The 13883-nt window shown below is 67.7% G+C and carries 16 protein-coding genes; 4 read left to right on the top strand and 12 right to left on the bottom strand.

What is annotated here, in order from left to right; genetic code table 11:
- Positions 1 to 37 precede the first annotated feature (37 nt).
- Entirely contained in the window at positions 38 to 376 is a 339-nt protein-coding gene (locus tag ACFQB0_RS15140; protein WP_386733260.1) for a hypothetical protein, read from the top strand.
- A 133-nt stretch (positions 377 to 509) separates the two neighbouring features.
- Here the strand turns inward: ACFQB0_RS15140 and ACFQB0_RS15135 are convergent, their stop codons facing one another.
- The 7 genes from ACFQB0_RS15135 to ACFQB0_RS15105 form a co-directional block, all read right to left on the bottom strand.
- Positions 510 to 932: a hypothetical protein gene (locus ACFQB0_RS15135; protein ID WP_386733259.1), complete on the bottom strand. Its 423-nt coding sequence runs from the start codon at positions 930 to 932 to the stop codon at positions 510 to 512.
- 124 nt (positions 933 to 1056) lie between these two features.
- Positions 1057 to 3195, bottom strand: a complete 2139-nt coding sequence (locus tag ACFQB0_RS15130; protein ID WP_386733258.1) for a RecQ family ATP-dependent DNA helicase — start codon at positions 3193 to 3195, stop codon at positions 1057 to 1059.
- 68 nt (positions 3196 to 3263) lie between these two features.
- The gene (locus tag ACFQB0_RS15125; RefSeq protein ID WP_386733257.1) at positions 3264 to 3533 is read right to left on the bottom strand and encodes an acylphosphatase; all 270 of its coding nucleotides are present in this window, start codon (positions 3531 to 3533) and stop codon (positions 3264 to 3266) included.
- A 113-nt stretch (positions 3534 to 3646) separates the two neighbouring features.
- Positions 3647 to 3937 carry a dihydrofolate reductase family protein gene (locus ACFQB0_RS15120; protein WP_386733255.1) on the bottom strand — a complete coding sequence of 97 codons (291 nt, stop codon included), beginning with the start codon at positions 3935 to 3937 and terminating at the stop codon, positions 3647 to 3649.
- A complete protein-coding gene (locus ACFQB0_RS15115) occupies positions 3934 to 4752 on the bottom strand; it encodes an alpha/beta fold hydrolase (RefSeq protein ID WP_386733253.1) in 819 nt (272 codons plus the stop codon). The genes ACFQB0_RS15120 and ACFQB0_RS15115 overlap by 4 nt, the downstream gene beginning before the upstream one ends.
- A 59-nt stretch (positions 4753 to 4811) precedes the next feature.
- Positions 4812 to 5291: an SRPBCC family protein gene (locus ACFQB0_RS15110; protein ID WP_386733250.1), complete on the bottom strand. Its 480-nt coding sequence runs from the start codon at positions 5289 to 5291 to the stop codon at positions 4812 to 4814.
- Between the two features lie 41 nt (positions 5292 to 5332).
- Positions 5333 to 5677, bottom strand: a complete 345-nt coding sequence (locus ACFQB0_RS15105) for an ArsR/SmtB family transcription factor (protein ID WP_386733248.1) — start codon at positions 5675 to 5677, stop codon at positions 5333 to 5335.
- Between the two features lie 410 nt (positions 5678 to 6087).
- Here ACFQB0_RS15105 and ACFQB0_RS15100 point away from each other — a divergent pair, with 410 nt between their 5' ends.
- Genes ACFQB0_RS15100 through ACFQB0_RS15090 form a run of 3 tightly spaced genes read left to right on the top strand, consistent with a single transcriptional unit; the run spans position 6088 to position 9199 of the window.
- Positions 6088 to 7218: a type III polyketide synthase gene (locus ACFQB0_RS15100; RefSeq protein WP_386733246.1), complete on the top strand. Its 1131-nt coding sequence runs from the start codon at positions 6088 to 6090 to the stop codon at positions 7216 to 7218.
- A gap of 6 nt (positions 7219 to 7224) precedes the next feature.
- Entirely contained in the window at positions 7225 to 8034 is an 810-nt protein-coding gene (locus tag ACFQB0_RS15095; RefSeq protein ID WP_386733244.1) for a class I SAM-dependent methyltransferase, read from the top strand.
- Complete coding sequence (locus tag ACFQB0_RS15090; RefSeq protein WP_386733242.1) at positions 8027 to 9199, top strand: FAD-dependent oxidoreductase; 1173 nt, start codon at positions 8027 to 8029, stop codon at positions 9197 to 9199. The genes ACFQB0_RS15095 and ACFQB0_RS15090 overlap by 8 nt, the downstream gene beginning before the upstream one ends.
- A 433-nt stretch (positions 9200 to 9632) precedes the next feature.
- Here ACFQB0_RS15090 and ACFQB0_RS15085 read toward each other — a convergent pair whose 3' ends face one another.
- The 5 genes from ACFQB0_RS15085 to ACFQB0_RS15065 form a co-directional block, all read right to left on the bottom strand.
- Positions 9633 to 10019 carry a TraR/DksA family transcriptional regulator gene (locus tag ACFQB0_RS15085; RefSeq protein WP_386733240.1) on the bottom strand — a complete coding sequence of 129 codons (387 nt, stop codon included), beginning with the start codon at positions 10017 to 10019 and terminating at the stop codon, positions 9633 to 9635.
- Positions 10020 to 10063: 44 nt separating this feature from the next.
- Complete coding sequence (locus ACFQB0_RS15080) at positions 10064 to 10276, bottom strand: hypothetical protein (RefSeq protein ID WP_386733238.1); 213 nt, start codon at positions 10274 to 10276, stop codon at positions 10064 to 10066.
- Between the two features lie 63 nt (positions 10277 to 10339).
- Positions 10340 to 11248 carry a sulfurtransferase gene (locus ACFQB0_RS15075; RefSeq protein ID WP_386733236.1) on the bottom strand — a complete coding sequence of 303 codons (909 nt, stop codon included), beginning with the start codon at positions 11246 to 11248 and terminating at the stop codon, positions 10340 to 10342.
- 230 nt (positions 11249 to 11478) lie between these two features.
- Positions 11479 to 12870: an L-serine ammonia-lyase gene (locus ACFQB0_RS15070; RefSeq protein ID WP_386733234.1), complete on the bottom strand. Its 1392-nt coding sequence runs from the start codon at positions 12868 to 12870 to the stop codon at positions 11479 to 11481.
- A gap of 219 nt (positions 12871 to 13089) precedes the next feature.
- Positions 13090 to 13878 carry a crotonase/enoyl-CoA hydratase family protein gene (locus tag ACFQB0_RS15065; protein ID WP_386733232.1) on the bottom strand — a complete coding sequence of 263 codons (789 nt, stop codon included), beginning with the start codon at positions 13876 to 13878 and terminating at the stop codon, positions 13090 to 13092.
- Between the last annotated feature and the right edge of the window lie 5 nt (positions 13879 to 13883).

The raw sequence follows: 13883 nt of genomic DNA, 5'->3' as shown, positions 1-13883 counted from the left end.
GCCGCACGAGCCGGCCAGAGTCGCGAGGGAGGTCAGGATGTCGAGTCTCAAGCCATGGGTGCAGCACAGCATGCAGTGCAGTGCAGCGAGTGAGGTCTGCGTCAAGCACGGTCCCGGTCACGCGATGTCACCTGTACAGCTGCTCGCGAGCGGCGCGACGCCGAGCAAGTGGCGCGACGCGATCGTCGCCTCTGCGGCATCCGACGGCTGGATTGCCCTCGACCTCGTCGATTCGGACGAGCGGGTGTGGGTCTGGAACCACGAAGATCTCGGCGAGGCGCTCGTGTTCGGCGAACCGGTCGCCCTTCATGCCGTTTACAGCACGCTGGCACTTGGCGCCGAGCGTATCAGCGTCGTCGTCGCTACGACTCCCTGAGGTCGTATCGGCATCCACGCTGCGGTGGACGCGGTTCCCGGTGCACGCAAGAAGCCGGTACCAGCGGCTCACGGTGCACTGCGAAGAGCGCTCGCAATGCGGCGAGCAACCCGGATGTGGTGGGGGGCCGGGCTCAGCCCATCGGCATGCTCGTCGTCATGGCGTCCATCATCTTCTGGCAGGCCATCGCGCACTGACGACACGCCTCGGCGCACATCCTGCAGTCCTCGTGCATATCGGCGTGCTTCATGCACTCCTCGGCACAGGCATTGCACTGTGTCATCGTGGCCTGCAGCATCGCTGTCATGCTCTCCATGTGCATTCCGGCCGACCGCAACATCATGCGCATCATGGTGTTGCACATGTCGGCCGTGTTCATGCACGTCTCCATGTGTATGGCTGAGTCTTCGCCTGTCACGCAGCTCGCACACACGGTGCAGGCCTGTTCACAGGCCGAGCAGGCTTCGATGCATTCCTGCATCATCGCCAGATCCATGTTCCGCATGGGCATTTCGGCCGCGTGCATTTCCATCATCTGCATCGTCATGTTCATCATCACGGTGATCCCACCCTGGGCTGCCGAGCGCGAGACGGTACGGGCGCTTCCAAACGGCAACCCAACACTCCGGATACTACGCGGGCCGACGGGAGTCGGTCCAGAGTCTCAGGACTTCAGGACTTCAGGACTTCAGTGCGAGAGCGAAGGGCAGCACCACAGAGACACCGTGCCGACGTAGCTCACGACCGGCGACCGTGAGCGTCCAGCGGCTGTCGGCGATATCGTCGACGAGCAGCACGGGACGACCTGTGAGAGGTTCCAGTGCTCTCCCGAGCTCGGCGCCGACGGCGAAGCTCTGCCAGACGTTCGACAGTCGGTAGGCGCTGTTGCCTCCTGACGCTCCGCTCGGGCCGCCGTTGCGCCAATCGAGCGGGCCGAGCAGAGGCAGCCGGCCCGCCTCTGCGATCGAACGGGCGACCGAGTCGATGAGCTCCGGATGCCGCCTCGACGGCACGCTGACGACTGCGGCCGGCCGTTCCTCCCAGTCCCACTCGGCAAGCACGCGCACGCACGCCGCGAGCATGGCTGCGTTCGCCACCGTGTCCGGTGCGGGCGCTCCGCCGGTTGCGGGGGCGAATAGTTCGCGCAGGGGGCCGCCCCAGCCGAGATCCGTCAACCGGGCGAGTGCTCGCCCTGCGGCGATCCGTTCTCCGTGGGGAATGTTGCCCCGTGCGTCGACACCGAGGCTCGCGGCACCGGTTGGCCACTGCGCGCGCGGTTCGATCGCCACGCCGACGCGGTCGAGCGAGGCGCCTGCAGCGGAAACCGCCTCAGCGGCGACACCTGCCGGGTACCAGACTCCCGCGCAGCCGTCGCACCGGCCGCAGGCCACTGCGGTCTCGTCGTCGAGCGCGCGTTGCAGGTATTCCATGCGGCATCCACTCGTCCGCTCGTAGTCGATCATCGACTGCTGCTCGGCGACGCGCTCTGCCGCGATGCGCTCGTACCGTTCCCGGTCGTAAGCCCAGGGGACGCCCGTCGATACCCAACCGCCTTGTACGCGGCGCACGGCGCCGTCGACGTCGAGCACCTTCAGGAGCAACTCGAGGCGGGAGCGACGCACGTCGACGAGCGCTTCGAGTGCCGGTGTCGAGAGCGGGGAGTCGCTGCGGTCGAGTTCGTCGAGCACTGCTGCGGCCTTCTCTTCGTCGGGCATCGACGAAGTGGCGAAGTACTCCCAGATCGCCGTGTCTTCCGTGCCAGGCAGCAGCAGCACGTCTGCGTTCGCGGTGGCGCGGCCTGCACGGCCGACCTGCTGGTAGTACGCGACCGGGGAGGAGGGGGCGCCGAGGTGCAGGACGAAGCCGAGATCGGGCTTGTCGAAGCCCATGCCGAGCGCGCTCGTCGCTACGAGCGCCTTGACCCGGTTCGACATGAGCAGTCGCTCGCATTCCTCGCGCTCCTCGGTATCGGTTCGACCGGTGTACGCCCGGACGGCGTGGCCCGCCTCGCGCAGCAGACGAGCCGTGTCCTCCGCTGCCGACACTGTGAGCGCGTAGACGATGCCGCTGCCGGGCAGCTCACCGAGGTGGCTGAGCAACCACGCGAGACGGGCCCGGTTGTCTGGCAGGCGCAGCACGCCGAGGCGCAGCGATGCGCGTGCGAGCGGACCTCGGATGGTCACGACCGCATGCTGAAACCCGCGCCGCCCGGCGTCGAGCTGTTCGGCCACATCCGTCACCACCCGGCTGTTCGCCGTCGCCGTTGTGGCGAGCACGGGCACGCCTGTCGGCATTCCGGCGATGAGCTCGCGCAGGCGGCGGTAATCGGGGCGGAAGTCATGCCCCCAGTCCGAGATGCAGTGCGCCTCGTCGACGACGAGCAGCCCGATGCGGTCGATCAGGGCAGGCAGCTGTTCATCGCGGAAGCGCGGGTTGTTGAGGCGCTCGGGCGAGACGAGCAGCACGTCGACCTCGTCTGCGCTGAGCCGGCGCAGCGTCTCGTCCCACTCGTGCTGGTTCGAGGAGTTGATCGAGACGGCACGCACCCCCGCGCGTGCGGCTGCGGCGACCTGGTCGCGCATGAGGGCGAGCAGCGGTGAGACGAGGATCGTCGGACCGGCGCCCTGCGCCCGGAGTAGGAGCGTGGCGACGAAGTAGACGGCCGACTTGCCCCATCCGGTGCGCTGCACGACGAGCACGCGTCGCCTCTCGGCGACGAGGGTCTCGATGGCCTCGAACTGGCCGTCGTGGAACTCGGCGTCATCGCGGCCGACGAGCGTTCGCAGAGCGAGCAGGGCAGAGGCGCGGATGTCGGTCATCACTTCAGCTTGCCAGAGCCGGGTGACAGCGGGGTGAGCCCACCCACTATCGCACTGTGATCCAACGCTCAGTCGGCGATGTGGAAGCCTCGATCGCCCCTCGGCTCGTCGTCTGTCGCATCGACGGAGCGCACGATGGCTCCGCGTGGTCCGTGTGCCAGCCAGGCGAGCATCGCCCGGACGTCGGCGTCTGCCCCTTCCATGACGACCTCGACGGAACCATCGTCCCGATTTCGCACGGAGCCGACCAGGCGGAGGCGCTCTGCTTCCGCCTTTGTCGCGTAACGAAAACCGACGCCCTGCACGGTTCCGCGCACCTCGACGAGTAGCCGGATCATGCTTCCATTCTCATGCCACCGTGGGGTCTCATGCGACCGTGAGACCGACCCAGGCTTCTCATGATTCGTCGCCGATGGTCGCGGTCGCCCCGGTCAGAGCTGGCGGCGGGTGTTCACGAGGGTGCCGCTCGCGCGACGGGGTCGGAGAAGAGTGGGATGCCGCGGCCGACCACGACGGGATGCAGGATGAGGCGCACCTTGTTGAGAAGGCCGTTGTGCAGCGGCGACCGCGCGAACCGGGCTCCTCCCGAGACGCAGGCGTCGAGACCGGACTCGTCGTGGAGCAGGTCCAGCCCGTCGAGCAGCTCTGTGTCGAAGCGGGCCCTCGGCCAATCCAGCCCTTCGGTCTCCTCAGCGACGAAACCGTCGAGAGAGGTCTGCATGCCGAGGGCGACCCGTCTCATCGGAAGTACTCCTTCAAGGTCTCGGCGACGACCGCCGGCTTGAACACGTGGCTCTGGTTCGGCAGCCATCGGAGCTCCGCCCCAGGCACGAGCGGGGCGGCATCCTTGCTCGCCGTCTGGAGGGGAGCCGCGGTCTTGGTTCCGACCATGAACATCACCGGGCAGGCGACCGAGAACCAGCCTGAGCCGTCGATGCCGCTCGGGGTCATCGGCTTGCCGGCGAGGGCGAGGTCGTAGGGGATGGTGTGGGCGAGGCGGGTGAGGCGTTTCCAGCTCGGCGTCATCCGCATGGCGAAGGCGATGAAGCCGGGCATGCCCATGCCCTTCGTCATGAAGAGCGTGACGGCCTTGCTGCGGTCGCCTGCCGCTAGGGCGGCTTCGATCGAGCTCACTAGGCCGGCCGGGGTGCGGCCGAGATCGGTGTTGACGACGTACGGCGGCTCGTAGAGGGCGAGTCTCGTGATCTTCGAGCCGCGCGCGGCGGCCTCGAGTCCGAGTGCCGCACCGGAGGAGAGGCCCCAGACGTATGCGGACCCTCCGGCCGCCCCGATGACGGCATCGAGGTCGTCGATTTCGCGATCCGTCGAGTACGGCTGTGTGTCACCGCTGTCCCCACGACCCCGTCGATCGTAGTTGTAGACCGTGAAGTCGGTGGCGAGCAGGGCGACGAGCTCGAGCGTCATGGAGAACCTGCGGTAGCTGAACGCGCCGGCCGCGATCACGAGTGCAGGACCTGTGCCCGTCGCCTCGTATGCGATCCTCGTGCCGTCTGCCGAGGTCACGGTATCGAAGGAAGGTGCGGGCGAGGAGGTCATGGTCGTCCTTTCGAGGAGTACGGAGGTCACGTGCGGGCGCGGGGTCCACAGCTCAAGGCTCAGGCGTACGCGGCGAGGGCGGTGTCGAGCCTGTCGAGCGACGTCGTCCAACCCTCGTCGTTGCCGCGGCGGGTCTCGTCGGCGGCGAAGGGGCCTTGGTGCAGGGTGATGCGGGTGCGCTCGCCGTGATCGTGGAACTGCACGCGCAGTTGGACATCGATCGGCGGCATCCCGAAAGGGCTCAGATCGGCGCGCATCTGGATCGCGACAAGCTCGGGCTCGACGAACTCGAGAATCTCGCCGTGGGTCCAGATCTCGGTATGCTGTTCCGGCTCGATCATGCAGAGCTGGAATCTGCCGCCGACGAAGCGCTCGAAGACGATGTGCTCGGCGGGCGCCGTGAAACCGGCGGGACCCCACCATTTCGAGAGTTGTTCCGGCTCGAGCCAGAAGCGGAACACGAGGTCGCGAGGAGCCTCGAAGACGCGGGTGATGTAGGTGTCGGTGTCGGCGACATCTGCGGGACGGCCGTCGGTCATCGTTCTGGGCCTTTCTCGGAAGGGTCGGTGTCGACGATGCTTCACCGGGTCGTCTGCTCGCCCCGATAGTCGGCGAGGGCTGCGTCGAGCTTGTCGAAGCTCTCATCCCAGAACCGGCGGTAGCTCTCCATCCATACGACGGCCTCCTTCAGAGGGGTTGCCTCAAGATGGCTGAGCCGGGAGGTGGCAGCACGGGTTCGCGAGATGAGCCCGGCGTTTTCGAGCACCTTAAGGTGCTTCGAGATCGCCGGTTGACTCATGTCGAAGGGCTCGGCGAGGGTCGTTACGCTTGCGTCGCCCTCGGTGAGGCGGGTGAGGATCGCGCGGCGAGTCGGGTCGGCGAGGGCGGTGAACACTCGGCTGAGCTGATCGTCAATCGTCCGCATAACCATCCTGTTTCAGAACTAATTGGTTATGTTTACCGCATGCGGCGTCTCCTGTCAAGCGCTCCCGGCTGTTCTCCCCGCGCTCTGTTGCGAATGCGTCCGTTTTCGACGAATGTGCCCGGTATATCGGCACCATCCGTCGAAAACGGACACACTCGGTGTCGGTGTCGGTGTCGGTGCTGCGGACCGGGAGGGCGTGAATCCAGCGAACGGCGGCGGTTTCTCGGTTCCATCGGGCACGCGTCGCGTGACGGAGGCGAACTCCGGTTTCTGCATGATCCTCGCCTTGGGCGTCTCGTCGAGGGGCGAATCGACCGAGCGCGTGCGCGGTTCCGGCGCGGGCGAGGCCGTCGCTGGGAGTCGTCCGAACGGGGTACCCAGGTGACAGTGGCGCATGCCTAGACTGAACCATGGGTGTCACGCTGAGAGCACTTCAGACCGCGGTTCCGGCAACAGTCCTCCTGCAAGAGGCCGTGCGCGATGTCTTCGCGGCGCAGCCGGATCTCACCAGGCTTGCGCGGCGCATCGTGTCCACATCGTTCAACATGTCCGGCATCGACACTCGTTTCAGTGTGATCGATGAGCTCACCTTCGACGCCGTCGACGCGGACCGGCGCTTCTTCGACCCGACGACGGGAATCCTGCTGCAGCCGAGCACGAAGACGCGCAACGAGCTCTACATCGTCGAGGGCACGAAGCTCTTCGTCGAGGCCGGGCGACGGGCACTCGCGGCGTGCGAAGGGGTGGAGGCCGCCGATATCACCCACGTCGTCACGGTGAGCTGCACCGGATTCTTCGCACCGGGGCCGGACTTCATGCTTGTGCGAGAACTCGGGCTCGAGGCATCCGTGCAGCGCTACCATCTGGGTTTCATGGGCTGCTACGCGTCGATGCCGGCACTGCGCACCGCGAAGCAATTCGTCGAGGCCGATCCGGATGCCGTGGTCCTCGTGGTGAGTGCCGAGCTGTGCACCCTGCATCTGCGGTCGTCGAGCGACCCGGACACGATCGTGGCTTCGTCGCTGTTCGCGGATGGCGCGGCCGCCGGCATCGTGAGCGCTCGGCCACCTGTAGCGGGCGAGACGGCTTTCGCTCTCGACAACTTCGAGACGGTGATCACCCCGGTGGGCGAGGGTGACATGGCGTGGAAGATCGGTAATCAGGGCTTCGAGGTGGTGCTGTCGAGCTACGTTCCGCACATCATCGACGAGCACATCGAGTCGGCGATCGCGCCGTTGCTCGCGCGGGAGCCGCGGCTCGCCGCCGCACCGGCCGACGCGGTGAGCCACTGGGCGATCCATCCGGGCGGGCGCAGCATCCTCGACAAGGTCGAATCCAAGCTCGGCCTCAGCGAGGCGCAGCTCGTGCCGGCTCGGGAGACGCTCCGCGACTTCGGCAATATGTCGAGTGCGACCGTGCTGTTCGTGCTCAAGCACATCCTCGACGCATCGACGGCGGCCGACGGGGAACGTGTCGTGGCGATGGCGTTCGGGCCGGGACTCACCGTCGAGACCGGTCTCATGACCGTGCTGGAGGGATGATCGCCCGTGAATGCTCTCTCGGTTCTCGCCTCGCTTCGAGAGCGGGATGCCGACGCCACCGAGCTCATGGACGATCCTGACTGCGACCCGGCGACCCTCGCACGCACCTATGCGCAGTTCCGGTTGGTCAATGCGGCCGTGTCTGGCTGGCGATCCAGCTATCGGAGGTTCATCCGCCCTCAGCTCTCCAACACCGTGCCGACGACCCTGCTCGACATCGGTTCGGGTGGTGGCGACCTGCCGCGTGCGCTGGCCGCCTGGGCGGCGCGCGACGGACTGCGTCTCGAGATCACGGCGATCGACCCCGATGCTCGTGCGCACGGCTATGCCACGAGCCTGCCGCTCATCCCGCGGGTGGATTTCCGTCGTGCGTTCAGTGCCGAGCTGGTCGCTGCGGGAGAACGCTTCGACCTGGTGACCTCGAACCATCTGCTGCACCATCTCATGCCTCACGAGTTCGGTGCGCTGCTGCGCGACAGCGAGCAGCTCATCGCGGATACTGGCGCCCGCCGGTCGCATCTGCCGCGGGTGCTGCACGGCGACATCACCCGCGGGGCGATCGCCTATCTGGGGTTCTGGATCGCCACGCTGCCGTTCTTCCACGGCTCGTTCATCAGGGCCGATGGTCTCACCTCGATTCGGCGCAGTTACACGGCGGAGGAGTTACGGACCGTCGCCCCCGACAAATGGCGGGTGGTGCCGCAGGGACCATTCCGCCAGCTCCTCATCTGGCCGGCGAACGGACGGTCGGCGAGCCAAGGGTCGGCGGGCCCGCGACCGACGACTGCACGGTCGCGGGGCGAGCACGATGCGTGACGTCGTGATCGTCGGCGCCGGCCCCGTCGGTCTGTTACTGGCGAGCCTGCTCGCGCAACGCGGCCTCGACGTCGCGGTGCTGGAGAAACGCACGGACGCCTCGGCGCACTCGCGGGCGATCGGCATCCACCCACCAGCGCTCGCGGCGCTCGAGCAGATCGGCGTCAGCGCGGCTGCGATCGCGCACGGAGTGCGCATCGGCGATGGGGTCGCGCGCTGCGACGGGCGGATGCTCGGGCGACTCTCGTTCGCCGAGGCCGGAGCGCGGCATCCGTTCGTGCTCGCGCTGCCGCAGCGCGAGACAGAGGCACTGCTGCGCGAGCGCTTCGCCGAACTGCGTGCGGACGGCGTGCGGCGCGGCATCGCGGTTCTCGGCGTGCGCGATCGGGATGATCACGTCGAGATCGTGCTGTCGGGAAAGGGCGGCCAGCCCACCGTCGAACGTGCCCGGTTCGTCGTCGGCGCCGACGGCCCGCGTAGCGTCGTGCGCGAGTCCTCTCGCATCCGCTGGCGACCCCTTCGCCGAGAGCAGAGCTATCTCATGGCCGACTATCCCGACGTGAGCGGCCGGGCAACGACCGCGGTGCTGTTCTTCGAGCGCGGCGGCGTCGTGGAGTCCTTTCCCCTCCCGGGCGGGTGGCGGCGCTGGGTCGCCCTCACTGACCGTGCCTGGCCGTCCGCCTCGGCCGGCGATCTCGCCGGGATCATCCATGATCGCACCGGCATCGACGTGCTCGATGGTCTTGACACCGTTGCCGCTCGTGATCGGGCGGACGCCTCGCTCAGCGCGTTCTCGGTGCGCCAGCACCTCGCCGCGCGGATGGCGGCCAACCGGGTGATGCTGGCCGGCGACGCCGCGCACGAGATCAGTCCCATCGGCGGACAGGGTATGAACCTCGGCTGGCTCGATGCCATGTCGCTCGCGCCGGCGCTCGAGCTCGCGCTGCGCGATGGCGCGGACGTGAGGACGGTGGCGTTGCACGACTACGACGAGCGTCGTCGCAGGGCGGCGCGCACGGCGGCGCGACAGGCGGCGTTCAATATGACGATGGGGCGACCCGTGACGGGAATGCGTCTTCGCGCCCGCAACGGGCTCGTGCGCTCGCTCGCGGTTCCGCCCCTGCGCGGGCTGCTCGCGCGGGCGTTCACGATGCGCTGGCTCTAGTCTTCGGCACCTGCCCCCGCCCGCTCCTTTTCTCGCGCTACCTCACGCCGCTCCTGTTCCCGCGCCATATCGCGTCGGCTCAGGTCCCGCCGTGTGCTTCGGCTCAGGTAGTGCGCCATTCCTGCGTTTCGCGCCGTCACGGGTGCCACGGAGCGCAGGAATGGCGCGGACGGAGTGGCGAGTATGGATCACGCGGGGAAGACGGAAGAGAGGAGCGGGGCGGGCGAGAGGGCGGACGCGGGGTGTAGGAAGGACGAGGATGTGAGGAAGTGAGGAGGTGCGTGGGTGCGCGGGTGCGCGAGAGGTGCGCGGGTGCGCGGGGGGCGCGAGAGGTGCGCGGGTGCGCGAGGGGTGTGCGAGGGGCGCGAGGTGCGTGGGTGCGCGAGAGGTGCGCGGGTGCGCGAGGGGCGCGAGGTGCGTGGGTGCGCGAGTGCTAGGTGTGCCGCGGTTCCAGCGCGCGTGCGCAATCGATGCAGAACTCCGCGGAGGGACGCGCGTCGAGGCGGGCACGGCCGATGCGCTCGCCGCAGCGTGCGCAGATGCCGAAGTTTCCTTCAGCGATACGGCTGAGGGCGCTATCGATCTCGGCGAGCTTGCCGGCGAAGTCCTCATGCACACCCGACATCTGCGACCACTCCGACGACAGCGTAGGCCCCTCGGGATCGTTCTCGTCGTCAGACGAGCCGCCGCTGCGGGCGGTGCGCACATCGTCGAGCGACGCATCGAGCTGCTGGAGTTCGGCGAGAAGCTCATCTCGCTGCGTGTGCAGCACCCCGTCGAAGTGCTCCAGGGTGGCAGCAGACAGTCCGGCTGAAGGCATGTCTTATCGTGCCACGGGTCAGCCCGTTTCGGGTGGATTGGCGGCTATGGGTGCGTCAAGCCCTCGATCGGACCCAGGACGACGTCGGCATTGTGAGGGTCGTGCTCATACGAGGCGGTGTTCTCATGCTCCGTTGCGGCTGCCCGTCGACGCTCCTCCTCGAAGTCGCCCTCGAGACCGGTGAATCCAGGCCCATCGTGTGAACGTCCACGACGCTCGCTCGGCTGCGCAGCGCGGCGCTCGCGGAAGTTCCTCATGGATCGACGCTACGCGCATCCGAGGTCGGATGCCAGTGAATCCCCGAGAACGTGGGCTATCGTTCAGGCCGCCGTCGATGCAAGGGGTGCCGCTTCGTCCGCAGACCACTCGTTGAGCGATCCGTCATAGACTGCGACATTCCGGTGCCCGGCGATCGTGAGCGCGAGGGCGCCGGATGCTGCGGCGATGCCGCCGCCGCAATAGACCACGATCAGGATTTCCGCGCCATCGCCGTCAGCCGTGCCCGCGGCCTCGAAAGCCGGCGCGAGGCGCTCGGAGAGAGCCTCGCCGCGGAGATAGGCATTGGAACCGCGGTCGACGAGGCGCCCGGCGGGCACGTTCACGCTACCCGGAATGTGCCCGCGGCGGGGGCGGGAGCCCGTTTCGCCGCTGAAGTCGCTCGGCGGCAGCGCGCACACGAGCACGGCATCCGTCTCGCCGGTGACGACCGAGGCGACGAACGCCTTATCCACCCAGAATCCCGGCTGCTCGACGGCGGTGAAAGGCCCGGTCGGTCGCGGTTCGACGTGCCCGGTGTCGAGTGTGCGCCCCTCGGAGTTCCACTTGGCGAGGCCGCCGTCGAGCACGGCAACCCGCTCGAAACCGAAGGATCTCAGCAGCCACCAGATGCGGGACGCCCACTGGCCGACGGAGGCGTCGTAGACGACGACGGTCGAGTCGTCACCTATCCCGATCGAGGCCGCAGCGGCCGCGATCTGCTGCGCGTCGGGGCGTGCGAAATCGAAACTCCCGTTCGGGTCGGAGAACACCTCGAGCACGTCGGCGAAGACCGATCCGGGAATGTGTCCCGTGATGAGGTACTGGTTGTACCCGCTCAGCCAGCGATGTCCGCCGCCGGGTGCCTGAACGCTCAGCACGGTCGCGTCGAGGACGACGAGGCCGTCGCTACCGAGGTGATCGGCGAGCCACTGGGTCGAGATGAGCGGGGATGGAAGGGCGAGTGACGACATGCGGACACGTTAGCTCGCGTGCACGCCGGCACACGAGAGGAGGTGCAACAGGGCGTAACGCACCTCCCCGAATCATGCCTTCGTGTCCCCTCGAGACTGCGTGAATCGTCGAAAAGAGCCCTCTATCCGACGATTCACGCAGTCTCGAAGAAGGAGAAGGAGAAGGAGAAGGAGGAGGAGGCAGAGGGAGGAGAGAGGGAGGAGGAGGCGGGCAATGGGCGGGGGAAAGATCAGCACTCGATGACGTTGACTGCGAGTCCGCCCTCGCTCGTCTCCTTATACTTCGTCATCATGTCCAGGCCGGTCTGGCGCATCGTCTCGATCACGGTGTCGAGCGACACCAGGTGCGTGCCGTCACCGTGCAGGGCGAGGCGAGCCGCCGAGACGGCGGTTGAGGCGGCGATCGCGTTGCGCTCGATGCACGGCACCTGCACGAGTCCGCCGACGGGGTCGCAGGTGAGACCGAGATGGTGCTCCATCGCGATCTCGGCAGCGTTCTCCACCTGCTGCGGCGTGCCGCCGAGCACAGCGCACAGGGCCCCGGAGGCCATCGCGCACGCCGAGCCGATCTCGGCCTGGCAGCCACCCTCCGCACCGGAGATCGAGGCGTTCGCCTTGACGAGCGAGCCGATCGCGGCGGCGGTCAACAGATACTTCCGGATGCCGTCCTGCGATGCTCCCGGGACGAAACGCAGATAGTAGTGCGCGACAGCCGGGATGATTCCGGCCGCGCCATTGGTCGGCGCCGTGACGACTCGCCCACCTGAGGCATTCTCCTCGTTGACGGCGAGGGCGAAGGCGTGCAGCCACTCGGTCGAGGTGTCGCGCTCTCGTCGCGGCTGGCGTTCGTGCTCCTCGAGTTGGGTGCGCACGGCAGGAGCTCGGCGTTTGACGCCGAGGCCTCCCGGCAGCGTCCCATCGGTCGCGAGTCCGTGATCCACACAGACGCGCATGGCGTCCCAGATCGCGTCCAGTCCGGCGTTCAGGCCCTCCGCACCGTGGATCGACTCCTCGTTGGCGCGTGCGACATCGCAGAAGTCGAGGCCGCGTTCCGTGCAGATCGTGAGCAGTTCGGCGGAGGTCGAATACGGCAGAGGGTGCCGGATCCCAACCGTCGGGGCCTCCTCCTCGCCGTCGCGGCGGATGAAACCGCCCCCGATCGAGTAATAGGTCTCCTCGATGATGGGCAGCGCGGCATCCGCCCCCCAGGCCTGCAGCGTCATGGCATTCGGATGGCCGGGCAGCCGAGTGCGCGGCTCGAAGCTCACGTCGTCGCGGGCGATCGCGATCGTGTGGGTGCCGTTCAGCAGGATCTCGGCACTCTTGGCGTCGACGCTTGTGGGCAGTGTGCTCCAGACACCCCGCACGGCATCGGGGTCGCAGTCCTCAGGTCGCAGCCCGGAGAGCCCGGCGACGACGGCATCCGGCGTGCCGTGCCCGATCCCGGTCGCGCCGAGCGAGCCGTAGAGGGAGCATGTGACACGATGCACGTTCCGCAGCATTCCGCTCTCCGCGAGCCGAGCAGAGAACACGAGCGCCGCTCGCATCGGTCCGACGGTGTGGGAGCTGGATGGGCCGATCCCGATGGAGAACAGATCGAGGGCCGAGACGTACGCTGTCACCTCCCCATCGTACGTCGTGGCTCCCGCATGCGTTCGGTGCTTCATCGCAGGATCGTGCACGTGGGACTTGGGCGATTCCACCCGTTCTTCACTCCTGATCCAGCCTCCGAGATTCGGCTCATCGCGGCTGCCATGGTGTCATGACGGCCAGATGCCGGGTAGGTGCGAGGCGTGGGGCACCGGATGCCCACCGAGGCAGGGGCGACGAACCAACCGGGGTCAGCGGCCGACGAATTCGGCCTCTGTGCGAGTCAGGAAGGCACGCATGCCGATTGCGGCGTCTTCGCTGGCTGCGAGTCGGGCGAGGGCAGGTTGCAGTTCCGCTTCGGCAGAAGCATCCCCGTCGCGCACGGCACGGCGGGCATTGGCGAGCGTGGCCTGAACCGCGAGGGGCGCCTGCGCAGCGATGCGCTCGGCGATCCGAACGGCATGATCGAACTGCTCGCCATCGGCGACGACTTCCTGGACGAGTCCGATCCGGTGCGCCTCAGCGGCGCCGAAGAGCTCGCTAGTGAGGATCCAGCGCATGGCGTTCCCCCAGCCGACGGCGCGTGGAAAGCGCAGAGTCGCGCCGCCGAAGGGAAGGATGCCGCGACTCACCTCGATCTGCCCGAATCGTGTCGATTCGGCGGCCACGGCGACATCGCTCGCCAGAATGAGTTCGATACCGAGGGTGAGGCACGTGCCTTGCACGGCGATCACGACGGGTTTGCTGAGCTGCTGCCCGTTCACCTGCCACGGGTGCATGCCGCCCTCTGGCACGATATCGATCCCGTCCGGGCCGAGACGTGGCCCGATGTCGACCAGGTCGAGTCCGGCTGTGAAGTGCTCGCCGATCGCGTGGACCAGCCCGACGCGCAGCTCGGGGTCGCGTTCCAGCTCACCGTATGCGACGGCCAGCTCCTGCAGCAGCGCGAGATCAGCGGCGTTGCGCTTGTCCGGGCGATTGAGGCCGATCAGCAGCACGTGGTCGCGACGCTCGGTCAGGATGCGGGGCTCGTCACTCATGGCTT

The organism is Luethyella okanaganae, from assembly GCF_042660285.1.
GTDB classification, from domain to species: Bacteria; Actinomycetota; Actinomycetes; order Actinomycetales; family Microbacteriaceae; genus Luethyella; species Luethyella okanaganae.
The sequence above is the reverse complement of the archived record's forward strand: the minus strand, read 5'-3'. Positions and strand labels throughout refer to the sequence as shown.